This is a genomic window from Planctomycetota bacterium (assembly GCA_035384565.1).
GTDB lineage: Bacteria > Planctomycetota > PUPC01 > DSUN01 > DSUN01 > DAOOIT01.
This window is the reverse complement of sequence record DAOOIT010000009.1, coordinates 91122-116064: the sequence shown is the minus strand read 5'-3', so window position 1 is coordinate 116064 and position 24943 is coordinate 91122. Positions and strand designations below refer to the sequence as shown.

The following is a 24943-nucleotide window of genomic DNA, read 5'->3' as shown; positions in this document are numbered from 1 at the left end:
CCCACATGAAGGCACTCGTCAAGTCCAAGGCGCAAGAAGGGCTCTGGCTGGAGGACGTCCCGACCCCCAAGGTCGGCAAGAACGACGTCCTGATCCGCATCCTCAAGACCAGCGTGTGCGGCACCGATGTACACATCTGGAACTGGGACGCCTGGGCGCAGAAGACGATTCGCGTGCCCACGGTGATCGGCCACGAGTTCGTCGGCGTGGTCGAGGGATACGGCGAAAACGTCACCGACTTCAAGGCCGGCGACCTCGTGAGCGGCGAGGGCCACGTGGTGTGCGGCCACTGCCGCAACTGCCTCGCCGGGCGGCGCCACCTGTGCCCGCGAACGGTCGGCGTCGGCGTCAACCGCGACGGCGCCTTCGCCGAGTACCTCTCCATCCCCGTCACCAACGTCTGGGCGTGCGACCCCAACATCCCGCTCGAGGTCCTCAGCTCGTTCGACCCCCTCGGCAATGCCACGCACACGGCCCTCTCGTTCGACGTGATGGGCGAGGACGTGTTGATCACGGGCGCCGGCCCCATCGGCCTCATGGCCGCCGCCATCGCCCGGCACTGCGCCGCCCGCCACGTCGTCATCACCGACGTCAACCCCTACCGCCTCGCCCTCGCGAAGAAGATGGGCGCGACCCTGGCGCTGGACGTGACCAGAGACTCCATCGCCGATGCGCAGAAGAAGCTGGGGATGAAAGAGGGCTTCGACGTCGGCATGGAGATGTCCGGCAATCCCCAGGCCTTCCGCGACATGATCGCCAACATGTGCCACGGCGGCAAGATCGCCGTGCTCGGCATCCTGCCCAATGCGGCCATTGACTGGTCCACCGTCATCTGGAACAGCCTCACGATCAAGGGCATCTACGGCCGCGAGATGTACGAGACCTGGTACAAGATGACCATGATGATCCAGTGCGGACTCGACATCACGCCCGTCATCACCCATCGGTTCCACTACACCGAGTTCGAGAAGGCGTTCGAGATTGCGCGCTCCGGCCAGAGCGGCAAAGTCGTGCTCACCTGGAGCGAACGCTGAGGGAGACGAACGATGAATGAGGCGTTGCGAACCCACGCGGCCCGGTCCCTCGACGAGATTCGCCAGGCCGGCCTCTACAAGGCCGAGCGGGTACTCACCACGCCCCAGAGCCCGCGAATCGCTGTCGCCGGCGGCCGCGAGGTGCTGAACTTCTGCGCCAACAACTACCTCGGCCTGGCCAACGACCCGCGCGTGCTTGCCGCCGCCAGGGCCAGCTACGACCGCTGGGGCTACGGCTTGTCCTCCGTCCGCTTCATCTGCGGCACCCAGGCCCTCCACAAGCAGCTCGAGGCGCGCCTCACCGAGTTCCTGGGCACCGAGGACACGATCCTCTACTCCTCGTGCTTCGACGCCAACGGCGGCCTCTTCGAGACCCTGCTCGGCCCCGAAGACGCCATCATCAGCGACGAGCTGAACCACGCGAGCATCATAGACGGCATCCGCCTCTGCAAGGCCCAGCGCTTCCGCTACCGCAACTGCGACATGGCCGACCTCGAGGCCCGCCTCCAGGAGGCGGCCTCTGCCCGACTGCGGCTCATCGCCACCGACGGCGTGTTCTCGATGGACGGCACCATCGCCCCGCTCGACCGAATCTGCGATCTGGCGGACCGCTACGATGCCGCCGTGATGTTCGACGACTCTCACGCCACAGGCTTCCTTGGCAAGACGGGCCGCGGCACCCACGAGTACCGCGGCGTGCTGGGCCGCGTGGACATTCTCACGAGCACGCTGGGAAAGGCCCTGGGGGGCGCCAGCGGCGGCTTCACCAGCGGACGCCGCGAAATCATCGAGTTGCTCCGGCAGCGCAGCCGGCCCTATCTCTTCTCGAACACCCTGGCCCCCGCCATCGCCGCCGCGAGCCTCGCCGTGCTCGACATCCTGGGCGAGTCCACCGAACTCCGCGACCGGCTGGAGGCGAACACCCGTTACTTCCGCGCCGGCATGGCGGCTCGCGGCTTCGACATTCCCGCCGGCGACCACCCGATCATCCCCATCATGCTCGGCGAGGCCGCGCTCGCTGCGCGCATGGCCGAACGGCTGCTGGCCGAAGGCGTCTACGTGATTGGCTTCAGCTACCCGGTGGTGCCGAAGGGCAAGGCGCGCATCCGCGTGCAAGTCTCCGCCGCGCACACGCAAGCCGACATGGACTTCGCGATGGATGCCTTCGCCCGCGTGCGAGCGGCGGCCCTGGCCTGAGCCGGCGGCGGGCCGGCCTCACGCATAGTACTGGCCAATAACCGCCTGGGCCGGCTTGCCCTGCGGCGTGTACCAGTTCGCCGCCTCCCACACGGGGTTCGGGTCCACCTCCCAGTTCCACCAGTAGACGCCCATGAGCCAAGACTCCTGGCGCCACAGGGTGGAGAAGAGCGCTGTGTAGCAGTCGGCCTGTTCCTGAAGGTCCACGTTGGCATTGCCCTTGCCCGCCTGGCTGGCAGGGTCCATGTTCGCGCCGTCCCAACTTCGGTAGCCGACCTCGGTGAAGAGCACCGGCTTGCGGTCGGCGGGGTCGAGGCTCGCGAGCCACGCATCAATCATCGCCGCGCGGGCCGCCCAGGCGGCCTGGAGTTCCGCCACCGTGGGGTTGGTCTTGGTCGTCAGCGGATAGTAGGCGTCGAGGCCGATGTAGTCGAGCGCGTCCCACCACGCGATATTCTCCTGCGTGGCGCTTGCCGTGCCGCCCTGGTTGGCCGCGTAGACGAGAGGGCCCGAGTAGCGCGCTCGCACGCCCGCAACGACAGCCCGCCATGCGGCCTCCTGCGCGCTGGCCGTGACGAGTTCCGTGCCGACGCAGAGCAGTTCGACGCCCTTCTCCTCCGCAATGGCGGCCCAGTGGTTCAGGAACGCTCCGTAGCCCTGCACGCCGGTGAACCACTCGGCCGAGCCGGGGATGTTGCCACGCCAGTGGGTGGGGTCGTTTCGCAGGTCCACCAGCGGCTTGAGCATCACCCGCATCCCCTGGGCGTGCACCGCGTCAATCGCCGCACGCACCGAGGCATCGCTCGCGCTCCAGCGGGTGAAGTCGGGCGCGATCACCGTCGAGGCAATGGTGTCCTGGAACCAGAAGACGTTCAGCTCGACCCAGTTGACGCCCAGCGCCTTGAGATTGGCGAGCGAGGTGTTGAGCTGCCCGAGGTCCACGTTCTCGTTCCAAAGCGGCAGGGCGACGCCCTTGTGCAGCGCGTCGGGCGCCCAGAGGACCCGAAAGTCGCCTTGCGCGAAGGGCAGGTCGGCTGGCGTGAGTTTCAGGCCGGCGAGCGTGACCTTGCCCACCTGCGCCGCCGTGACGCCGAAGAGGCTCGTGTGGACGGTGTCGAGAGCACCCGCCGTCAGTCCCTTGAGAATGCCGCCCGTGACCGCGTCGTCGGCGGTGAAGAACTGGCCGTCGGGGCCTGGGTCCACGCCGACCGCGAGGACGGCCCCGCCGCCCCAGCGGCCTACACTGGCCTTTCCCACGCTGCCGGTGACATGCCACGTGGCGTCGGCGAGGGTCCCTGCGATGGCCGCCTTGCCGAGCGTCTGCTTCGGATTGCCCGAGCCGTCGAGCTCCAAACCTGCCTCGAAGTGGCCGGGGTGCGTCGGATCGCCCTTGAGGCCGGTCGCGGCGAGGCTGCCGATCCAGGGCGCCGTGATCGTGTCGGCCACGGCATCGGTGTCGAGCCATTCGATGGCCTGGAGCGACTTGATGCCCATCAGCGACGTGAGCGTGGCGTCGCTCACGCGGCCGAAGGCGAGGCTCACCGACCTCACGAGGGGGTCAAGACCGAGGGAGATCAGGTGCTGGTCGGCCACGTTGCCGAGGGTTAGCTTGCCCACGCTGCCCGTGAGGGTGAGGTTGCCGCCGAGCGTCACGGCCGGGGCCGTGAGCTTGCCGAGCGAGCCGGCGACGGCGACATCAAGCACCGTCGTCGTGGCGCCTTTGGCCGCGGGGGTGATGGTCAGCGACGACTTGGCCGTGGTGCCCGTGAGCTCGATGCGCGTCGCATCGCCCTGGCCGCCGGCCGGCAGCCACACTTGGCCTGCTCCCGGCCCCTTGAGCGAGGCGGTGACCGCCGTGAGATTCGCATCGAGCCAGGTCACGGGCGTCGCGGCATCGAAGGGCACAATCACCGGCGCACCATTGAGCAACACGCGGCCCTCCAGCGGCTCCAGCCGCAGGGGGCGCCTCCCCGCGTCCTTCATCCCTCTTCCGCCAGGCATCTCGTCCTCTTCTCTGTTACGGGAGTCTTGCGCACCCGCCCCAGTATACCCGGCGCCGAAGCCACGCTCAACGGGCGTTGAGCGTGAGGGGCCAAACGTGTATACTGCGGTGACCTCGAACAGCACGAGGCAGTCGCCTTATCCGACGAAGAGGAGAGACCATGGCGCCATGCAAGTGGTGGGGCCGTGTGGCTGTTGGGCTGATACTGACCGCCGCGCCGCTGTCGGCCCAGGAGCGCCCCTTCTGCGCCTACTCCGCCGACGGCGGGCAGGTGGTGGTGAGCTACGGAGGGCAGGACTATGCGCGCCTCAGCGTGATCGCCTGGGGGCCGAAATGGGCCTGGACTGGGCTGCACGGCGTCATGCGGAACGAGCAGGGCGCCGCGGTGGGCGTGGCCGCGGCCAAGCTGGGCGGCACGGGCGTGCCCGTGCGCGTCGCCATCCGCGCCGCGTCGCCCGACCCGAAGCGCCTGGCGCTGGCCTACGAGCTCCAGGCCGAGGCCGACACGGCCCTCACCCTGCTCTGCGTGGAACTGGCCGCGGGCAAGCTCTTCGAAGGCCGCGATGTGATGGTGGAGGCCGAGGGCAAGCAAACGCCGGTCCGGTACCCCTTCGGCAAGAGCGGCCTGGGCGCCCGCGTCGAGGCGCTCCGGCTGGTGGACCCGCAGGGCGCGGCTGCCATCGTGCGCTTCGACCCGCCGTGTGAGGTCGCTTCCGACGGCGCCGCGCGCATCGTGCTGGCGAAAGACAAGCTCGCGGGCGGCAGACCCGTGCGTCTCAGCCTCACGGTCGAGCTGCCGGCCGCGCTTCACTGGTATCCGACGATGGCCGAGGTCCCCGATGAGCCGGGCCTCGACACCTGGTATCCCTGGCAGGCGACCGGCGACCCCGCCGCCGGCGCGATCGGCCTTCAGGATTGGCTGGAGGCCCCGGCCGGCAAACACGGGCGCATCACGCGCAAGGGCGATCAACTCGTCTACAACGGCCAGCCGATCAAGCTCTGGGGCATCAACCTCTGCTACAGCACCTGCGCGCCTGAGAAGGCCCTCGCCGACAAGCGAGCCGCCTTCTACCGCAAGTACGGCATCAACGCGGTCCGGCTCCACAAGTACGCCGACGGCCCGGGCTGGGCCGGCATCCAGTCGAAGGACAGCTTCGTGGAGTTCGACCCCGAGGGCCTGGACCGGATGGACTACCAGATCGCGAAACTCAAGGAAGCGGGCATCTACGTCAAACTCTCCGCCCATTTCGGCTCGCAGAAGCTGGGGCCGGCCGACAAGAAGCTTGTCCCGTACCTCGAGGAGTTCGGACCGTTCAAAGGCAACCGCATCGAGACGCCGCACAGCGGCATCCAGTACTCGCCCGAGCTTCAGAACGTGCAGATTCTCCACGCCACGAACCTGCTGAAGCACAGGAACCCGTACACGGGGCTCACCTATGCGGAGGACCCCGCGATCGCCTTCCTCGAGATCCTCAACGAGCAGAGCATCCTCTTCTACACCTCGATGGCGCCGCTCAAGGCCAGCCCCACGCTTCGCAAGCAGGTGGGCGCGCGATTCTGCGAATGGCTGCGCAAGAAGTACGGCAGCCAGGAAGGGCTCGTGGCCGCCTGGACCAAGGCCGCCTTCGACAGCTTCGCGGGCGAGGGGTTCAAGTCCGATGGCGAACACCTGGACAAGGGCAACATCCTCCCCATCGGCAACCCGTGGTTCTGGGACCCTGCGCAGCTCGAGGGCTCGCAGGCATTCCGCAGGCGGAGGCTGCTCGACTCGCTCCAGTTCCTCTACGAACTTCAGTGCGAGTGCTACCAGCGCTTCGTTCAGGCCGTGCGCGAGGCCGGCTACCAGGGCGAGATCGTCAGCTCCAACTGGCAGGCGGGCCGCGCCCTCAGCCACTTCGCCAATCTCCACTCCGACTACCTCGTGGGCACGATTGACCGCCACAACTACTTCGGCGCCCGCGCCAACGACTCGATGTTGGCCCGCGCCGGCTCGGGCCTGCTGAGCACCGGCATGCAGCAGGTGGCCGACCGCCCGTTCATGCTATCCGAGTGGATCCACGTCTTCCCCAACGAGTGGGGCGTCGAGGGTCCCGCCATCCTGGGCGCCTATGGCATGGGGCTTCAGGGCTGGGACGTGTCGTTCATGTTCCAGAATCGCGACACAGGCGCGTTCAGCGACCGCATCGGGCGCGACCAGTGGGACGTCACCGCGCCCCAGGTCCTCGGCGTCTTCCCCGCCGTCGCCCGCCAGATTCTCCGGGGCGATGTGAAGGAGGCCGACCTTGTCGCCGCGCGCAACGTTCACCCCGCCTCGCTCTTCGAGGGCAAGCTGGGCTTCGACGACAAGGTGGTGCAGGGCTACGACAACAAGGAACTCGACTCCAGCAAGGTGCCCGCGCGGGCGCTGGCTGTAGCGCGCAGCGTCGTGGCGTTCACGTCCGACTACCAGGAGACCCCTGTTTTTGACGTGCGGCCGCACGAGAAGGACGGCGCCCTCGTCTCGGCCACGGGCCAACTCCGCTGGCGGGAGAGCGAGCAGAATCCCGGCGGCCACTTCACGATCGACACGCCGGGCACGAAGGCCCTGGTCGGCTTCGCGCAGGGCCTGAAGTGCGAGCTGGGCGGCGTGACCATCGAGCCGCTGTGCCGCTTCGCCGCCATCTACGTCACGGCCCGTGCGAGAGACAAAACGATCGCCAACGCCCCCGAGTTGCTCGTCGTGGCCATCGCCCGCGCGCGCAACACGGGCATGAAGTTCTCGCCCACGGGCGACCGGGTGCTCGCAAAGGGAGAGGCGCCAATCCTGATGGAGCCCGTGAAGGCCCGCATCGCGCTCGGCCGAGGCGGCGCCGCGAGGGTCACTACGCTCGACCAGGACGGCAGGCCCACCGACCGCACGATCTCGGTCGAGAACGGGGCGTTCACGATTGACGGCGCGCGCGACAAGACGCCTTACTACCTCATCACGTTCGGGCAATAGCAGGCGCGAGAAATGGTGGATTACTCCGTCGCCGATGGCGTCTGCGTGCTGCGCCTCGCCGCGCCGCCGGTCAACGCGATCACGTACGGGCTTCTCGAGGCACTGTGCGCCGCGGTCCGGCGCGCGGCGTCCGATAGCGCCGTTCGCGCCATCGTGCTCACAGGCGACGCTCGCCACTTCAGCGCGGGCGCCGACGTCAATCTCTTCCGCGAGATTGCCACGGCCGACGACGCGGTGCACATGGCACAGGTCTACCAGGACGCGCTGCGCGCGGTGGAGGACTGTCCCAAGCCGATCCTGGCCGCGATGGCGGGGCGAATGTCCGGCTGTGCTATTGAACTGGCCGCTGCCTGCCACGGGCGGCTGTGCGCCGCCGGCACGACCTTTCAGATGCCCGAGATCAACCTGGGCATCCTGCCCGGGGCCGGCGCGACGGGGCGCCTGCCCCGGCTCGTGGGCCCCGAGGCCGCCCTGCGGATGCTGCTCAACGCGGAGACCCTCGGGGCCGATGAGGCGTTGCGCCTGGGCCTCGTAGACGAGGTGTGTGAGAGCAGCGCACTCCTCGCGCGCGCGAAAGAACTGGCCGTGCTGGCCCCCGCGCCGCGGAAGACGCGCGAACGGGCGGAGAGGATCGGCGACGCCGCGTCCAACGCCGCCGCCTTCGCGATGGCGGAGAGTTGGATCGCGCGGGGCCGCCCCGAGTTGATCGCACCCCGCAAGATCCTCGACGCCGTGAGGGCCGGCATCGGGCAATCGTTCGACGCCGCGCTGCGTGCGGAGCAGACGGGCTTCGCCGAATGCATGGCCACGCAGGCCACGAGGAACAAGGTCTATCTCTACTTCGCCTCGCGCGACACGGGCAAAGTGCCCGACCTGAGCGGCGTGCAGGCGGCCGACGTGCGGCGCGCTGCCGTCCTTGGCATGGGCACGATGGGTTCGGGCATTGCTCAGGCCCTCATCTCGGGCGGCATCGCGGTCGTGGCCCGTGACGAGAGCGAGGCCGCGCTGAGGCGCGGCGCTGAGCGCATTCGCCGTTCGCTCCTCAAGCGGGTGGAGCAAGGCAAGATGGAAGCCGACCGCGCAGAGGCGACGCTTGCGCTCCTTTCGACCACGACACGGTGGGACGGCGTTGCGGGCGCCGACCTCGTGATCGAGGCGGTGTTCGAGGATGTTGCGGTGAAGCGCTCGGTTCTTGCGGAAGTCGAGCGCATAGGCGGCCCCGACACCGTTCTGGCCACGAACACCTCGACGATCTCGCTCGACGTTCTGGCCGAGGGGATGCGGCATCCCGAGCGTTTCCTTGGCCTGCACTTTTTCAGCCCGGCGCACGCGATGCCGCTCGTCGAAGTCATCCGCCGCGACGCCACGTCGCCCCGCGCGGTCGCCACGGCGCTCCGGCTCGCCAAGACGATCCGCAAGACGCCGGTCGTCGTGCGGAACCGCGAGGGCTTCCTCGTCAACCGCATTTTCATCCCGTACCTCAAGGAGGCATTCTGGCTGCTCGAGGAGGGGGCGGAGCCCGCGGCGGTTGATGCCGCCATGGTCGCCTTCGGCTTCCCCATGGGGCCGCTGACGCTGATCGATATGGCCGGGCTCGACATTCTGGCACACGCGGATGAGGCGCTGCAACGGGCCTTCCCGCGGCACGGGGCGCTCTCGCAGATCGTCGCTCGCCTCGTCGCGGCGGGGCGCCTTGGCCAGAAGGCGGGCGCGGGAGTTTACAATTACGCCCCCGGTGACTATACTCCACACCCCAGCGAGCAGGCAGGCGCGCTCATCGCCGAGGCCCGTCGCGAGAACGGCATCACGGCGCGCGCAGTGAGCGCGGAGGAGATTACCCAGCGCCTGGTATTGCGCATGGTGGCGGAGGCCCTCTGGGTGATGGAGGAGGGGATCGCTCTTCGCGAGGCCGACGTGGATGCCGCGATGGTGCTGGGCACCGGCTTCCCCGACTTCCGCGGCGGCGTGCTGCGGTACGCCCGCGACGCCGGCCTCGGCAGCGTGCGGGAGCAGCTTGGCGCATTGGCCCGGCGACTCGGCGAGCGCTTCACCGCGCCGAGCGCCTGACCCGAGACGAAAGGAGCATCGAATGTCCGCCCCCGAGCGGAAGGACTTCCAAACGACAGGCAAGATGCGCGAGGTGATGGGGCGGTACTTCGCCGAACTGGGCCGCGGGCCGCAGGACGGCCGGAAGACCGCCTGGTGCACAAGTGTGGGGCCGGCCGAACTCCTCCGCGCCCTGGGCTTCAACGTCTACTTCCCCGAGAACCACGGCGCCATGCTCGGCGCGTCGCGCATGGCCACCGATCTCATTCCCCTCGCCAACGCCCGCGGCTTCTCGCCCGATATCTGCTCGTATCTCACGAGCGACATCGGCTCGTACCTCAAAGGCGAGACGCCCCTCCAGAAGATGGGCCTCAAGGGCCTGCCCAAGGCCGACGTGCTGGTCTTCAACACCAACCAGTGCCGCGACGTGAAGGACTGGTTCCAATTCTACGCCCGTGAGTGGAACGTGCCCTGCCTGGGCATCCACACACCCCGCGCCATCGGCGAGGTGACCGACACCATCGTGGACGACGTGGCGCGGCAGCACGAGGCCCTCGTGGCGCCCCTCGAGGCCATCGCGGGCGCGAGGCTCGACCCCGCCCGCCTCAGCCAGGCTATCGCCCTCTCGAAACAGTGCACCGACCTCTGGCGGCAGGTGCTCGAGACGGCGGCCCATGTGCCCTCGCCGATCAGCTTCTTCGACGACACGATCCAGATGGGGCCGGCGGTGGTTCTCCGCGGCCACCCCGATGCCGTGGCCTACTACCAGGCCCTCCTGGCCGAGCTGAACGAGCGTATCGCCGCCGGAGTGGCCGCCGTCCCGGGCGAGAAGTTCCGCATCTACTGGGACGGCATGCCTGTGTGGGGCCGGCTCAGGAACCTGTCGCAGCAGTTCACCGACCTGCGGGCCTGTGTGGTGGCCTCCACGTACTGCAACAGTTGGATTTTCGACGCCCTGGACCCCGCCGCTCCCTTCCGCAGCATGGCCCGAGCCTACTCCAGCATCTTCATCTGCCGCTCCGAGGACGAAAAGGAGAAATACATCGAGGCCATGGCCGCGAAGTTCAAGGTCAACGGCATCCTCTACCACGACTCGAAGACGTGCCCGAACAACTCGAACAACCGTTACCAGATGCCGCAGCGCCTTCAGGCGAAGCTTGGCAAGCCGTTCCTCGTGATCCACGGCGACCTCAACGACCTGCGGCTCTACTCCGAGGAGCAGACCCGCACCAACATCGAAGCCTTCGTGGAGCAACTGGCTGAGGCATGAAGCGAGTCTTCTGCGGGATAGACATCGGCGCGTCCACCGCCAAGCTCGTCTTGATCGGCGAGGACGGCGAGGTGGTCGCCCGCGCCATCCGCCGATCGGGCGTGGACTACGCCGCCGCGGCCGAAGCCAATCTGGCGGAGGCGCTGGCCGTCGCCCGCCTGAAGCGCGAATGGATCTCCCGCACAGTCTCGACGGGCTACGGGCGGGGCAATGTTTCCTGGGCCGACGACCGCGCGACCGAGATCGCCTGCCACGGCAAGGGCGCGTTCGCGTGCTTCCGTCGCAGGATGACCGTGGTGGACATCGGCGCGCAAGACAACAAGGTGATCCACCTCGACGAGGCCGGCCGCCGTACGAGCTTCAAGATGAACCGCAAGTGTGCGGCCGGCACAGGAGCCTTCCTCGAAGAGATCGCCCTGCGAGTGGACCTGCCTGTTTCCTCCCTGAACGCCCTTGCCGAACGCTCCACGAAGGAGGTCGCACTGGGCAGCTTCTGCACCGTCTTCACCGCCACCGAGATCCTCGAGAAGATCCGCTCCGGCGAACGCATCGAGGACATCGTGAAAGGAGCCTTCCGCTCCGTCGTCAAGCGGATCTTCGAGATGGACGCCGTGGACGGCGCGCTCGTGATGACGGGCGGCGTCGTCGAACATAACCCGTTCCTCGTGCGGTTGGTCGAGGAGTCATTCGGCCGGCCCGTGCTCGTGCCCCCGGCGCCCCAGCACGTGGGCGCTCTGGGGGCCGCGCTCCTCGCGCGCGAGCGGGCCGAGCCAGGAGAACCCCCGTGCTGATCAAGAATCCCCCCGTTGCCGTGAGCGACAAGGTGCTGATGCTGGGCACCAATGCCTATCCCATGTTCCTGTACTCCGGCGAGGACGAAGGCACCCTCTTCGAGGGCGGCGTGGGCGCCATGGGGCCGCTGCTGCTCGAACAGTTCGACCAGTTGGGCATCCGCCGCGACTTCGTGAAGCAGATCGTGGTCACCCACGCGCACCCCGACCACGTGATGGCCGTGCCGCTGCTGCGCCGCGAGTTCCCCGGCGCCCAGGTGCTGGCCTCGGGAGCGGCCGCGAAGACGATGGGGATTGACAAGGCGATCGGCTTCTTCTGCAAGATTGACGGCGCGCTGACCGGTTCGCTGCTCCAGTCCGGCGCCATTGACGATCGCCACCGCCCCGAGGCGCTCACCGAGATGCGGATCCCCGTGGACCGTTTGCTCAAGGAGGGCGATGCGGTGGTGGTGGACACCGGCGTCGCGTTCCGCGTGCTCGAGACGCCTGGCCACAGCGAGTGCAGCCTGAGCCTCTTCGAGCCGGATACCAGAACGCTGGTCATCTCGGATGCGGCGGGCTACTACCTGCCCGAGCACGATCTCTGGTGGCCCAACTACTTCACGGGCTATGCGCCCTACGTCAGTTCGCTCGTCCGCCTGGCCAAACTGGGCGCGGAAGTGCTATGCCTCAGCCACAACGGGGCCATCCGCGGCGCCCGGGCCGTCGCCCGCTGCTTCCGCGACGCGCTGGCGGCGACCAAGGCCTACCACGAGCGCATCCTCGCCGAGGCCAAGGCAGGCAAAGCCCCTGACCAGATCGCCGCCGAACTCGGCGCCGAGATCCACGCGAGGACGCCGCTGCTTCCGCTCGACTTCTTCCAGAAGAACTGCGCGGTCCTCGTCAAGCAGTCCCTCGCCTACGGGAGCCCCGAGCAGAAAGGCTGAGCCATGCCCGCCTCACGCATCCTCGGCACGGGGCACTACCTGCCGCCCAGCGTCGTCACGAACGTGGACGTGACGAGGATGATGGACACGACCGAGGAGTTCATCGTCACGCGCACGGGCGTGCTGCGCCGCCGCCACGCCGAGCCGCACGAATGCGCCTCGAGCCTGGCCGTTCCCGCATGTCAGGCGGCGGTGGCCGACGCCGGCCTGACGATGGGCGACATTGACCTGCTCATCCTCAACACCATCACGCCCGACCACGCCGACCCGGGCACCGCCTTCTTCCTTCAGGCGAGACTCGGCATCCCCGGCATCGCCGTGCTCGACATCAAGCAGCAATGCGCGGGGCTCATCTACGGCCTATCCATCGCCGATCACTTCGTGAGGGCAGGCACCCACCGCCACGCGCTCGTGGCCTGCTCCGAGGTCCTCTCGAAGCGGATCGACGGCTCCTACGACGGCCGCAACATCGCCATTCTGCTTGGTGACGGTGCCGGCGCGGTCGTCGTCGGGCCCGCACCCGATGGCCGGCCGGGCATCGTCTCCACCGCTCTCCACGCCGACGGTGCCGGCGCGAAGGCCCTCTACACCGCCGCCCCAGGCTCCGCCCTCGGTCGCCCCGACTGCATCAATGCCGGTGATGTCGGCGCCGGCCGCGTCCACTTCCGCATGGACGGCAAGGCGGTGTTCGAGAATGGTGTTGCCCGAATGTCCGAGGCCATCGTCGAGGCGCTCGAGACCCACAGCCTGACGTTCGATGACCTGGCCCTCCTCATCCCGCACCAGGCCAACCTGCGCATGCTCGAGGAAATCGTCCGCAAGGTCGGTGCCCCGCCCGAGAAGGTCTTCGTCAACGTCGAAGAGTACGGGAACATGGCCTCCGCCTGCCTGCCCGTGGCCCTCGACCAGGCCCGGCGACAGGGGCGAGCGCCTGAGGGCAGCCTGGTGCTTCTCGTTGCCTTCGGCTCGGGCTTCGTGTGGGGCTCGGCGCTCCTGCGCCTGTGACCGCTCCCGCCACTCTCCCGCGGTGGGTCAACTGTGCTCGCGTAGGGTGGACCCACACTGCGGGGCCCCCGCCGGCTCCCTGCGAGCTTCGCCCCGCTCTTGGCCGAGAGCTGCCACTATCCGCCAACTGCGTTGTCGCCAGCCTCAGACGGGATCGCGCCTCTCAGGAGGCGCAGGGGCGCACTGGCGAAGGGGCATGGGGGAGAGGGGATGGACGGCCGGACCCCGGCGCAGGGGGCAGGCCTCGTCGGGGCCATCGAACCGGCCGGTGCGGGCATAGGCCAGCGCACGGCACCCGGCCCCACAGCGGCGCACCTCCGGGCAGTCGGCACACAGGCCGTGGTCCCAGGGGCTCCGCAGTGCCCGCGCGTGGGGCGAGTGGCGGAAGACGTGGCCCAGGTCGTCGCGGCGCACGTTGCCGAGGATCCACCCCGGGGCGTGAACGCAGAGGCAGGGGGTGATGTCGCCGTTGGGCTGGATAGCGAGGCGCCATCGGCCCGCACCGCACCCGTCGTGGGCCAGGCGGATGCGGCCCTCGAGCGCGCGAATGGCGGGGTGGTAACGCGCCCAGGGAATGTTGGTCTCGATCACCCAATGCCGGGACATGCGCACGAAGTGCTCGCAGGCGGGTTCGAGCAAGGCCAGCAGGTCGGTCTCGAGCGGCCAGGCGCCCCGGGCGCGGCCCGAGTGGAGCGGGCAGTGGACCGTGACGGTGGCCCAGCCCTCCTCGGCCGCGCGGTCGAGCAGGGCGGGGAGGCCCGCCAGCGTCTCCGGGGTGAGGCGGGCGGAAACGGTGGTGTGAAAGCCGTGCGAGCGGATGAGCTGCAAGGCGTCGAGAGCCCGGTTCAGCATCTGGGCCGGCGCGCCATGCACCCGCTCGTAGGTGTCGGGGTCGAGGGTGTCCACGCTAATCTGGAAGGACGTGGCGAGCTTCTCGACCGCCATCCGCCGCAGCGTGTCGTCGGTGAGGCAGCTGCCGTTCGAGGCGATCCGTGTGGTGATCCCCAGGCGGGCCATGCACGTGAGAATCTCGAAGAGGTCCGGGCGTAGAAAAGGCTCGCCCCCTGACAGCACCACCGTGTCCACCCCTGCATCTCGGGCCCGCCGGAGGGTTTCCGTGGCCTCGGCGGTTGTCAACTCGTCGGGAGTGCGACGCCCCGAGCTGCTGAAGCACACGCCACAGGCGAAATTGCACTCGTGCGTGACGTTCCAGAACAGGTGGCGCAGCCGCGAGGGGGCCATCCAGTCGGAGTTGCTGGCGTGACCCGGAGCGAGCTTGAACTTCACGTCCATCATCGAACTGGTTCCTGAGGCGCGTAGCCGGTTACGCCCCACCCCTGCCGGCCGCATGAGGTCCGTTGTGCCGCGTCATTATACTGCGGGCTCCGGCCACGCGCAATCGCGTTCCCCGCTCTGGCGGCTCGGCTCTTGCGCGGGGCGACGACGGGGGTAGAATGAGCATGACGAGATCGAAGACCTGGCTTAGGAGGTTCGGTGCTGACCGCAACGAAGGCTCCGCGCTTCTCGCCCCTGCACCAAGCGGCGCACGCGCTGTGGAGCACCGTGCGCCTGTACCGCGCCAACGGGTCGCCGCGAGCCTGGGGCGTGCTGGGTCGCCACGCGGCGCTCAGGTTGTGTGGCCGTCGTGTGCCGGCGTTTCTCCACATCGAGCCCACCCGGCGCTGCCAGTGCCAGTGCGTGCACTGCTGCGCGCCCCGTTGCGAGGCCAACTCGCCGGGCGAACTGAGCCTGGCCGAACTCCGGATGCTGCTCGACCAGGCGCGCGCCCTGGGCGTCCTTCAGGTGATCTTCACCGGCGGCGAACCCCTCCTGCGCGACGACACCGACGAGGCCGTCCGCCACGCCCATCGGGCTGGACTGCTCACGCGGGTCAACACGAACGGCGTTCTGCTGAGTCGCGAGCGCGCCGAGCGGTTGCGGGAAGCGGGCCTGACCGAGGCCGCCGTATCGCTCGATTCCGCCGACGCGGCGACTCATGACCGCCTGCGTGGGCGGACCGGCACGTTCGACGCCGCCGTCCAGGGAATCCGCAACCTGACGGCGGCCGGCATTCAGGCGCGGGTGCAGGTGTGCGCCACCCCCGACAACACCCCCGACGGGGTTCGTGCGCTCATTGCCCTGGCACGGCAGCTCGGCGCCCACTCCGTTCGCATCCTGCCCGTGCGCGCCGTCGGCCGATGGGCCGCGTCAGGCCGCGGCGGGCTCGCAGAGGAGGCCCTTGCCGTGTTGCGATCGCTTCAGGATGTGGGGTTCGTGGGTGTCGAACTGCCCACCGAGCGGTCGGTATGCGCCGCGCTGCGGCGGGACAGCCTCTCGATCACGCCCGATGGCGACGTGACCATGTGCCCCGCGGTTCCGTTCGTGATGGGGAACGTGCGGCGTCACCCGCTGGCGGTGGTTTGGCGGGCGCATGGCGAGGTGCCGCTGGCGCTCTATCGGGGCAACTGCCCCATCAACGACCCTGTGGCGTTCGCGGCCCTCCGGGAGCATGCACAGGCCGTCGCAAGCCGGCTGCCCTGAGAGGCGGGCCGCGATGCCCCGTCTCTCCAGGCCGCCGGCGGTGAGCCGGGCCTCACTGCTGCTGGTCGTGCAGCCAACGCGCGGCGGCGCCCAACTCGCGCAGCTTGTACCGCTGGATCTTCCCTGTGGCCGTCTTCGGCAGTTCGTGCACGAACTCCACCCAGCGCGGGTACTTGTACTTCGCCGCGCGGTCCTTGACGAACTCTTGCAGCTCACGAGCGAGCGCCGGCGAGCCCTTATGGCCGCTCTTGAGGACGACGAAGGCGAAGGGCTTGGCCAGGCCCTCAGCGTCCTCGACGCCGGCCACACCGCTCTCGAGTACCGCTGGATGCGCTTGGAGTATGGCCTCGACCTCGGTCGGCCACACGGCCATGCCGCTCACCTTGATCATGTCGTCGGTGCGGCCCGCGTACCAGTAATACCCGTCGCGGTCCACGCTGAACTTATCGTGCGTGTTGATCCACTCGCCTTGGAACGTGGCCTTGGTCTGCTCGTGCTTGTTCCAGTAACCGGCGGCGATGCTGTCGCCTTTGATGAACAGGGTGCCCACCTCGCCGGCGGGCAGCTCGCGGCCCGCCTCGTCCGTGATGCGGGCCTCGTAGCCGGGCACGATCTCGCCCGTGCTGCCGGCCCGGGCGCGGCCGGGGCGGTTGGAGATGAAGATGTGGAGGATCTCGGTAGAGCCGATGCCGTCGAGAATCTCGACGCCGAAGCGGTCGCGCCACCTCTCGAACAGCGGCTTGGGCAGCGGCTCGCCGGCCGACACGCACATCCGCACGCGACCCAGGCTCGTGCGGCCCGCCTTCTCGGCCAGGTGCAGGAGCTGCGCATAGCTGGTCGGCACGCTGTAGAACACCGTCGGTTGGTAGCGGTCCACCGTTTCGAACACGGCCTCGGGCGTGGGGCGGCCGGGCAGCAGCACGTTGGCGCCGCCCACGCGCAGGGCGAAGTAGAGGCCGTTGCCCAGCCCGTAGGCGAAGAACAGTTTCGCCACGGAGAAGCATACGTCGCTCTCCCGGAGGCCCAACACGCCACTGGCATAGAGGTCGGCCTCGACGAGCATGTCGTGGTGCAGGTGGATGGCGCCCTTGGGGAAGCCCGTGGTGCCTGAGCTGTAGAGCCAGAAGGCCGAGTCGTCCTTGCTCGTGTCCGCCGCGTCCAGTTCCGCGGCCGCTCCCGCCATCATCGCCTCCAGGCTCCAGGTCCGGATTTCGGCCTCCAATCCGCAATCCGTAGTTCGCAATCCGCCATCCCTCGCCCCAGCAACCAGCACGTGCTCCAGGTACCTCAACTGCGAACGAATCGGCTCGATGTGCCCCAGCAGCGACGCATGAATCACCAGCGTCCGGGCCCGGCTGTCGTTCAGCAGGTACTCGTAGTCTTTCGGCGTGAGCAGCGTGTTCATCGGGATGGCCACGGCGCCGATCTTCATCGAGCCGAAGAAGGCAAAGACGAGCTCCGGCGTGTCGGGCATCAGGAGGGCGACGCGCTCCTCGAGGCGGACGCCAAGGTTCCTGAGCAGATTCCCGAAGCGGTTCACCCCTTCGGCGAGCTGGGCATAGGTCACCGTGCGCTCGCCGCACAGCAGGGCAGGCTTCTCCCCGCGTCCCGCGGCCAGGTTGTCGTCCACTAGCACGGTGGCTGCGTTCAGCCGTTCGGGGTATTCCGACGTCGCCATGGGACGGTATCTCCTGAGTGCGGCCCGAGCAGGATTCTACGCGCCGCGGGCAGCGGCGTCAACCCACGGACCCTTGCGGACATGGCGCACGCGGGCTCGCCTTGGAGGACCGCCCGGGCCGTCTGCTGCCCTAGCGCCGACACACACCACCACGACGCAAACAAGGGCGGGCGCCCGCAAGGCACCTCGGGCCTTGACACTCGCCGCTCCACCGATATCCTGAAGGCAGAAGGGAGACGCCATGAGCGGCAAGACCATCCTGGTGCCAGTGGACGGCGCGTCGAACATCAAGCTGGAGGCGCTGGACTTCGAGTCGCTGGCCACGGTGCACTCGGCATCGGCCGAGAGCCCGAAGGCCGAGCACGAGGGCCTGGCGTGCAACGCGACGGGAGAGGAACTTGACTGGTTCGATGCGGCGACTCGCGCGCTGCCGGCCGCCTGCCGCGAGGCGGCTGTGGTAGCCCCTGTGGCGCGCGGCGCCTCTGGCGGCCTCGTGGGCGCCGACAACTCGCTCGTCGAGGCGCCCGGGCGGCGGCTCACGCTGGCCTACACCCAGGCGTTTCCCGAGGCCGTGGACGCGCGGTTCCGCGACTTGGCCGGCACCCGCGAGGAGTTCTTCGCCGAGACAGGTTCGATTCGCGACTTCCCCGGCTCGCTCACGCTGCTCAAGCGATTCGTGTTCGAGGAAACGGCGCGCCCGCAGACGCTTGCTCGCGCCGCGGGCTTCGCGCACTACGGGGCGCTGCTGAGCGGCCACTTCCTGGGCGACAACTTCCTCGCGGCGATTCGCGGGGCAGGCAACGAGCACAGCTACTGGATGTGCCACACAGGAGCACGCGACGTGCGCGCGAAGCCCGGCACCCCCAGCCGCGCGGCGGGACGTGTCGAGGCGTTCCGACGCCTGGTCCCCGCCCAACCGAGTGTGTGCTATCGGCCCCTCGGCGCCATGCCCCCCACGCAGGCCGCAGTCTTGGGGCTCTCGTGTCAGCCGCTCGTGATCCCCGGTGGCCACGACACCTGCCTCTCGCACATCCCGATCCTGTCCACCTTCTACCAGGCGTTCCCCGCCGCGGCGGGCAAGCCGGTGCTGCACGTGGAGGCCGGCACGTGGACGATGGTGGCTCAGGTGGGCGGCGAGGCCCGCCTGCCCGCCGACGCCTTCACGCGTGACGTGCTGATCCAGGGCACGGTGGACGGCGAGCCCGTGGTGACGGCGCGCTACGGGGGCGGGGCCGATTTCGCGCACCTCAAGCGACTTGCCCAGTCGAGGGGGCGCGGCTTCGACGCAGCGTGGACCGCGACGTGCCTGGCCCGTTTCCTGGCCGCGGCCGACTGCTTCGCACTGCCGAACGTGAACCCCGCCAACCGCGGCACGGGGCCTTTCCCGGACATTGAGGGGCGACTCATCGGCGAAGAGGCGTTCCTCTCGGACGGGTGCGTTGCCCATATCGCCGCGAATCTGCTCACGGCTCTCGCCACGGCGCAGCAGGTGGCGGCCATCTCGCCCGATGCGGCCACGCCCATCGTGCTCACGGCTGGCGGGTCGAAGGACACGCTGTTCGCGGCCCTCGTGGCCACACTCGCCGCGCGCCCAACCTATGTGGCCTTCGACCGCGACGGCCAGCCGGTCACCGAGACGACAACCCTCGGCGCGGCCATTGCCGGCAAGGCTGCCTGCCTGGGCATTCATCCCTATGCCGTGGACACGGCGCCGCTGGGCGTGCGCTACCGCCAGGTCGAGCCGCTGCCGGCCGATCTCACACGGGCCCTGTCGGCCTACCGGGGGAAGTGGCTCCGACACCTCGCGCCGCGCTGAGCCTCACTTCAGTTCCTTCAGGTACGCCTCGTAGAGGGCGATAGCCTTCTCGTCCGTGATGTCGCGTCCGATGATCAGGCGCGAGCGCGCCGTGGCGGCTTCGCCCGACTTGAAGTCGCGCCCGAACAGCGACAGGTAGAGCGAGCCGTGCCCCTCCTCGCCGTAGGGCGTGGCCACGGCGAAACAGTCGCCGGGCGGGGCCATCACGAGCGCGGCCAGGCCCAGCTTCGCGTTGCGACGCAGGCCCAGCGGGCCGGCGAACGGGGGCATGATCCTCCAGTCCACGGGATGCGGCGGGCGCCTCCAACGGCCGTCCTGGAGGAGTTTCACGGCTGCCTCGTCGCGGGGGAACATCTGCCAGACGGCCGCCGCCTTCTTCGCCTCGAGGAAGCCGGGCTTGTCACCTGTCTCGGGGCAGGCTCTCACGTAGACGAACGACGCTGGGAAGCCCGCGAAGTACGAGGCCAGGAATACCTCCAGCCGCGACAGGTCCGTCCTCGCCGTTACGGCAGTTGCCACGTCCAGCGTGCCGGGCGCAGTCCAGCGGTAGACGGCCTTGAGGTCGAAGGGGTGGGCCGGGTCGGCGGTCCAGGCGGCCTCAACGGAGCCGTCGGGCAGCAGGCGAGCGGCGCTCGGCCAGTCCCAAGCCGCGTCGCCGTAGCGCGACTCGGCATCGAGCAGCCGATAGTGCGAGCAGAGGCCGTAGGCCCCCGAGAGCATCGTGCCCGAGGCCGCGTCCACCACAGCCGCGAGGCCGAGCGACCTGCCCTGCGGCCTGAGCGTGCCACGGACAAGGCCCGTGTCGAAGCGAAACTCTTTGCCCTCGGCTGCGAAGGCCAACTCGGCCGCCATGCTCGTGCCGCACGCCAGCGCGGTGAGCGCCGCGATGACGGCCCCGATGAACCGAGCGTCAGGTCTCATCCTGCGTCTCCTTCAACAGAGGTGCCGGCATGTATCAAAGCGAGTGGCGAGGCGCCTGTCAACTACGCCGCAGGCGCACCGGCCGCACTTGATGCCCGCGCCCGCCGTGCGTATCATACTCGCGTGGCTGTCTCGGCGCCTCGGAGGCCATGCTCCATGCGACAAACGAGTGGTCTCGCAGCACGCGTGCTCATGGTCCTCGCTGCCTCTGGGTTCCACGGGGCCGAGCCACAAGGGGCAGAGGCTGCCGGCGGCTGCCACTTCGAGTGCCTGCGGCAGATGCCCAATGGCCCCAAAGGACCCCCCGGCGAGAAGGGAGACCGCGTGTCCAGGACAGGCTTCGTCTATGGGGACATCTATCTCCAGCACAAGACGGGCGCCGGCCACCCCGAGCGACCCGAACGCCTCACCGCCATTGTCGGCCGCCTCAAGGAGAAGGGCCTGCTTGCCCAGCTTGCCTCCATCCAGCCCGTCCCCGCCCCCCTTGAGGCCATCACCGCCGTCCACTCGGTGCGATACGTCGAGCGCGTGCGGAGGGCGTACGAGGATGGCCAGCGCTGCCTTGACTCGGGCGACACGCCGATCTCCGCAGAGTCATACCAAGTCGCCCTTCACGCGGTCGGCGGCGTGCTGGCGGCCCTCGATGCCGTGATGGCGGGCAAGGTGCGCAACGCCTTCTGCGCCATTCGCCCGCCAGGCCACCATGCCCTGCGCGAGCGGGCGATGGGCTTCTGCCTCTTCAACAACGTCGCTATCGCCGCACGCCACCTCCAGACGAGGCACAAGCTTGCCCGTATCCTGATCGTGGACTGGGATGTGCACCACGGCAACGGCACCCAGGCCGCCTTCGACGACGACCCGACCGTGTTCTACTTCAGCGCCCATCAGCATCCCTTCTATCCTGGCACCGGCGCCGCCGCCGAGACCGGCAAGGGCCCGGCCAAGGGCACGAAGCTCAACGTGCCTTTCCCCGCCGGCACAGGAGACAAGGAGTACAAGCGGGCGTTCGAGGAGAAGCTGCGCCCGGCCGCGCGGGCCTTCAAGCCCGATTTCGTTCTGCTTTCGGCCGGCTTCGATGCGCATGCCGATGACCTGCTCGGCCGGATGGGCCTCACGGCGGCCGGCTACGCCGACCTCACCCGCATCGTGAAGGGCCTCGCCGACGAGTGCTGCCAGGGGCGGCTTGTGGCTCTGCTCGAAGGCGGCTACAATCTCGATGCCCTGGCCGAATCGGTCGAGGTGCACATCCGCGTGCTGATGGAGTGAACCCCGTTCGCCGTGCGGGCTTCAGCCTGTACCCGTCGGGCGCCGGGACGACGCCAGATACGGCCTGAAGGCCGCACTACGAACGAAGAGTCGTCCGATGCTCTTCCACACCTGGGTCTTCGCCGTCTTTTTCCTCATCGTGTACCCGGTGTACCTCGCCACACGCGGCTCGCGCCTGAGGATCCCCTGGCTGCTGTTCGCGTCCTACGTGTTCTACGGCTGGTGGAACCCGTTCTATCTGCTCCTCATCGTGGCCTCGACATCCGCGGATTACCTGGCGGTGTTGGGCATGTCGCGCAGCCGCCGTAAGAAGCCGTGGGTCGCCTTCAGCGTCCTCGTGAATCTGGGCATGCTTGGTTTCTTCAAGTACGCGGGCTTCGTCACCCAGGCCCTCAACGATCTTCTCCAGGCCATCGGGATCCCCTATACGGTGCCGGTGCCCGACATTCTGCTGCCCGTGGGCATCTCGTTCTTCGTCTTCCAATCCATGACCTACACGATTGACTGCTATCGCGGCGCGATGGACAGGGAGCCGTGCTTCCTCCGCTACGCCACCTACGTGTCGCTCTTCCCGCAGCTCGTGGCCGGCCCGATCGAGCGCTCGACGAACCTGCTCCGCCAGCTCCGCGAAACGCCACCCATCACGCGGCACGACGTGGCCGACGGCCTCTCGCTCTTCCTCGTCGGCTTGTTCAAGAAGCGAGCGCTGGCCGACTACCTGGCGATGTACGTGGACCCCATCTACGCCCGCCCCGATCAATTCGGCGGCCTGGCCCTGCTGCTCGCCACCGTGGGCTTCGCCTGGCAGATCTACTTCGACTTCTCGGGCTACACCGACATGGCGCGCGGCCTGGGCCGCATGATGGGCCTGCGCCTCATGCTCAACTTCCGCAACCCCTATCTTGCCACGGGCCTGGGCGACTTCTGGCGCCGCTGGCACATCAGCCTCTCCACCTGGTTCAAGGACTACGTGTACGTGCCCCTCGGCGGGAACCGGAAGGGTCCGGCGCGCACCTACGTGAACATGGCCCTCACGATGCTCATCTCGGGCCTGTGGCACGGGGCGAACTGGACGTTTGCCATCTGGGGCGCCCTCCACGCCGCGGGGCGCGTGGCCACGCGCAGGCTGGAGGGGACCCGCTTCTACGCCGAGCGCATTCCGACCGCGGTCAAGCGCCTCCTCGTCTTCGCCTTCGTCGCGTTCGCCTGGGTGTTCTTCCGCGCGCGCACCGTGGGCGACGCCTGGCTCATCGTGCGGCGCATCTTCGGCTCGGCCTGGGCCGATCCGGGATTCCCCCTGGTTGCCGGCGTCCTCGTTGTTGGCGTCTGGGTCTACCAGTGGCTCTACGAATCGCGATGGCGTGGCGTGCTCCTCGGCGCATCGTCCGCGCGCATCGCACTGGCCGTGTTCATGGCCCTCTACATCGCCCTCTGCTGTGGGGCCGGCGACAAGGCATTCATCTACTTCCAGTTCTGAGCCTCGGCTTCTGACTTTGGACCCTGGGTTTTCGACTTTGGACTTTCGACCAATGCCCGATACGGTTGATCTTCGGTTCGGTTCGAACGACGTGCGTCTTGCCCCGCGCGAGTGGGCGGTTGCGCTGCCCGTTATCGTGGCCGTGCTGACGTTGCTGCCCGTTGTCTGGCCGTTCGTCGAGCCGCTGCGGCTCCAGCCCGACCACCGCCTGCCCTTTGCCCTGGGCAACGACTACTGGATGTACTCACGCCTCAGCCGAGCCGCCGTCGGCCGCCGACAGACCCTGGTCGTCGGCGACTCCGTGGTCTGGGGCCACTACGTGGCCACGGACGGCACGCTCAGCCACTACCTCAACGAGCTGGCGGGCAGCGAGCGCTTCGCCAACCTGGGCGTGGACGGCATCCACCCCGCCGCCATGCTCGGTCTTGTGCGGCACTATGCTGACGCCATTCGGAACCGCAACGTCGTGCTCCACTGCAACCTGCTCTGGATGAGCTCGTCCCGCCACGACCTCAGCACCGAGAAGGAGTTCGCCTTCAATCACCCCACGCTGGTGCCGCAGTTCATGCCGCGCATCCCGTGCTACCGCGAGCCCTACTCGGAGCGGGTGGGCATTGTCCTCGAGCGCGGCCTGCCCTTCCACGCCTGGAGGAAACACGTCCAGATCGCTTACTTCGAGAGCAAGGACGTGCACTCGTGGACGCTGGAGCACCCCTACGAATGGCCAGGGGCGGCCATCACCCTCCGATTGCCGTCGCCCGATCAGACTCCCTCGCCCAGGCCCGACACACGGCCCTGGACCGAGCAGGGCATCACGAAACAGAGCTTCGCCTGGGTGGAGCTTGAGACGTCGCTCCAGTGGCGCTTCTTCCGCGAGACCGTCGAATTGCTCCGCGCCCGCGGCAATCGTGTATTCGTGCTCGTCGGCCCGTTCAACGAGCACCTGCTCACCGAAGAGAACCAGAAGGTCTACGCCGCCCGCAAGGTCGCCGTCGAGGACTGGCTGTCGTACAACAACATCCCGTACTTCTGCCCCGACCCGCTCCCCAGCGTCCACTACGCCGACGCCAGCCACCCTCTGGCGGAGGGCTACAGGCTGCTCGCAAAACAGCTCTTCGAGAACGAGGCATTCATCACCTTCGACCGGAGCAGAAAATGATCAGGTGCACTCTGCTCATCGTGGCTGCCGCGGCCACTGGCTTCGCCGCCGAGCGGACGGGACGGATCGTCTTCTCCTCCAACCGCTCTGACCAATGGCGCATCTGGGCCATCAATGCCGACGGCTCGGGCCTCAAGCAGCTCACCCAGGGCACCGCCGACGACAACGACATTGACCCCGTCTGGAGCCCCGATGGCAAGAGCATCCTGTACACCTCCACCCGCGGCGGCAAGCCCGGGGTGTGGCGGATGGCCGCCGATGGTTCCAAGACCGAACGCATCTGCGATGGCGACCAGGCCGAATGGTCGCCCGACGCCTCGAAGCTCGTCCTCCGCCGCGGCGAGACGATCCTCACCCGCGACCTCGCCTCGGGCGCCGAAAAGACCCTCACGCCCGACGGCTTCCCCCACCCCTCCGGCCCCGCCTGGAGCCCGGACGGCAAAACCATCGCCTTCGCCTGCCGATGGGACGCCGGCAACGGCCTCTGGCTCGTGCCCTCTGACGGCAGCGGCAAGCCGACGAAACTCTACGACCAGCAGGGCGCCTGCGAGCCCCACTGGTCCCCCGACGGCTCGCTCATCATCTACGAGACCGAGACCCACATTGCCACCATCGCCCCCGACGGCGCGAAGAACCGCCTCGTCACCCATTTCGGCGGCGTGCAGCGCTATGGCCGTTTCAGCCCCGACGCCAAGTGGATTGTCTTCTGCCAGGGCGTGAGCGAGCGCGGCCCGTGGGAACTCTACCTCATCCCCGCCGCGGGCGGAACGCCCGTGAAACTGACCGAGGATGGCTCCGACATGTATCCCGACTGGAAATGACGGGGGGAAAATG

Annotated in this window: 18 protein-coding genes; 14 read left to right on the top strand and 4 right to left on the bottom strand. The window is 68.5% G+C overall.

Translation table 11 applies throughout. The annotated features are described in order from the left end of the window. The first annotated feature begins 5 nt into the window (after positions 1-5). Positions 6-1034 carry an L-threonine 3-dehydrogenase gene (tdh, locus tag PLE19_05425; protein ID HPD14367.1) on the top strand — a complete coding sequence of 343 codons (1029 nt, stop codon included), beginning with the start codon at positions 6-8 and terminating at the stop codon, positions 1032-1034. A 12-nt stretch (positions 1035-1046) separates the two neighbouring features. Further along, positions 1047-2231, top strand: a complete 1185-nt coding sequence (gene kbl, locus PLE19_05420) for a glycine C-acetyltransferase (GenBank protein HPD14366.1) — start codon at positions 1047-1049, stop codon at positions 2229-2231. 18 nt (positions 2232-2249) lie between these two features. Here the strand turns inward: kbl and PLE19_05415 are convergent, their stop codons facing one another. Continuing rightward, positions 2250-4232 carry a hypothetical protein gene (locus tag PLE19_05415; protein HPD14365.1) on the bottom strand — a complete coding sequence of 661 codons (1983 nt, stop codon included), beginning with the start codon at positions 4230-4232 and terminating at the stop codon, positions 2250-2252. 161 nt (positions 4233-4393) lie between these two features. Between PLE19_05415 and PLE19_05410 the strand changes: the two genes are divergently transcribed. From PLE19_05410 to PLE19_05385, 6 genes are read left to right on the top strand one after another with little or no spacing between them, the layout of a single operon-like run. Then, complete coding sequence (locus PLE19_05410; protein ID HPD14364.1) at positions 4394-7213, top strand: hypothetical protein; 2820 nt, start codon at positions 4394-4396, stop codon at positions 7211-7213. A 12-nt stretch (positions 7214-7225) separates the two neighbouring features. Then, entirely contained in the window at positions 7226-9280 is a 2055-nt protein-coding gene (locus PLE19_05405) for a 3-hydroxyacyl-CoA dehydrogenase NAD-binding domain-containing protein (protein HPD14363.1), read from the top strand. Between the two features lie 22 nt (positions 9281-9302). Then, on the top strand, positions 9303-10529 hold the full coding sequence (locus PLE19_05400; GenBank protein ID HPD14362.1) for a 2-hydroxyacyl-CoA dehydratase family protein: 1227 nt from the start codon (positions 9303-9305) through the stop codon (positions 10527-10529). After that, a complete protein-coding gene (locus tag PLE19_05395; protein HPD14361.1) occupies positions 10526-11320 on the top strand; it encodes an acyl-CoA dehydratase activase in 795 nt (264 codons plus the stop codon). Before PLE19_05400 ends, PLE19_05395 begins: the two co-directional genes overlap by 4 nt. Further along, the gene (locus tag PLE19_05390) at positions 11314-12246 is read left to right on the top strand and encodes an MBL fold metallo-hydrolase (GenBank protein ID HPD14360.1); all 933 of its coding nucleotides are present in this window, start codon (positions 11314-11316) and stop codon (positions 12244-12246) included. Before PLE19_05395 ends, PLE19_05390 begins: the two co-directional genes overlap by 7 nt. A 3-nt stretch (positions 12247-12249) precedes the next feature. Beyond that, positions 12250-13251 (top strand): beta-ketoacyl-ACP synthase III, encoded by a 1002-nt coding sequence (locus PLE19_05385; GenBank protein ID HPD14359.1) that lies wholly within the window; start codon positions 12250-12252, stop codon positions 13249-13251. Positions 13252-13395: 144 nt separating this feature from the next. Here the strand turns inward: PLE19_05385 and PLE19_05380 are convergent, their stop codons facing one another. Next, positions 13396-14547: a radical SAM protein gene (locus PLE19_05380; protein ID HPD14358.1), complete on the bottom strand. Its 1152-nt coding sequence runs from the start codon at positions 14545-14547 to the stop codon at positions 13396-13398. Between the two features lie 198 nt (positions 14548-14745). On the opposite strand from PLE19_05380, the gene PLE19_05375 reads away from it, so the two are divergent. After that, positions 14746-15792 (top strand): radical SAM protein, encoded by a 1047-nt coding sequence (locus tag PLE19_05375; GenBank protein ID HPD14357.1) that lies wholly within the window; start codon positions 14746-14748, stop codon positions 15790-15792. 52 nt (positions 15793-15844) lie between these two features. Here PLE19_05375 and PLE19_05370 read toward each other — a convergent pair whose 3' ends face one another. Continuing rightward, positions 15845-17470: a benzoate-CoA ligase family protein gene (locus PLE19_05370; protein ID HPD14356.1), complete on the bottom strand. Its 1626-nt coding sequence runs from the start codon at positions 17468-17470 to the stop codon at positions 15845-15847. Between the two features lie 241 nt (positions 17471-17711). Here PLE19_05370 and PLE19_05365 point away from each other — a divergent pair, with 241 nt between their 5' ends. Continuing rightward, on the top strand, positions 17712-19286 hold the full coding sequence (locus PLE19_05365) for a hypothetical protein (GenBank protein ID HPD14355.1): 1575 nt from the start codon (positions 17712-17714) through the stop codon (positions 19284-19286). 3 nt (positions 19287-19289) lie between these two features. Here PLE19_05365 and PLE19_05360 read toward each other — a convergent pair whose 3' ends face one another. Next, complete coding sequence (locus PLE19_05360; protein HPD14354.1) at positions 19290-20207, bottom strand: hypothetical protein; 918 nt, start codon at positions 20205-20207, stop codon at positions 19290-19292. Between the two features lie 156 nt (positions 20208-20363). Here PLE19_05360 and PLE19_05355 point away from each other — a divergent pair, with 156 nt between their 5' ends. The 4 genes from PLE19_05355 (at position 20364) to PLE19_05340 (ending at position 24930) form a co-directional block, all read left to right on the top strand. Then, a complete protein-coding gene (locus tag PLE19_05355) occupies positions 20364-21473 on the top strand; it encodes a histone deacetylase (GenBank protein ID HPD14353.1) in 1110 nt (369 codons plus the stop codon). Positions 21474-21570: 97 nt separating this feature from the next. Continuing rightward, the gene (locus tag PLE19_05350) at positions 21571-22950 is read left to right on the top strand and encodes an MBOAT family protein (GenBank protein HPD14352.1); all 1380 of its coding nucleotides are present in this window, start codon (positions 21571-21573) and stop codon (positions 22948-22950) included. Between the two features lie 52 nt (positions 22951-23002). After that, entirely contained in the window at positions 23003-24109 is a 1107-nt protein-coding gene (locus tag PLE19_05345) for a hypothetical protein (protein ID HPD14351.1), read from the top strand. Next, entirely contained in the window at positions 24106-24930 is an 825-nt protein-coding gene (locus tag PLE19_05340) for a hypothetical protein (GenBank protein ID HPD14350.1), read from the top strand. The genes PLE19_05345 and PLE19_05340 overlap by 4 nt, the downstream gene beginning before the upstream one ends. The last annotated feature ends 13 nt before the right edge of the window (positions 24931-24943 follow it).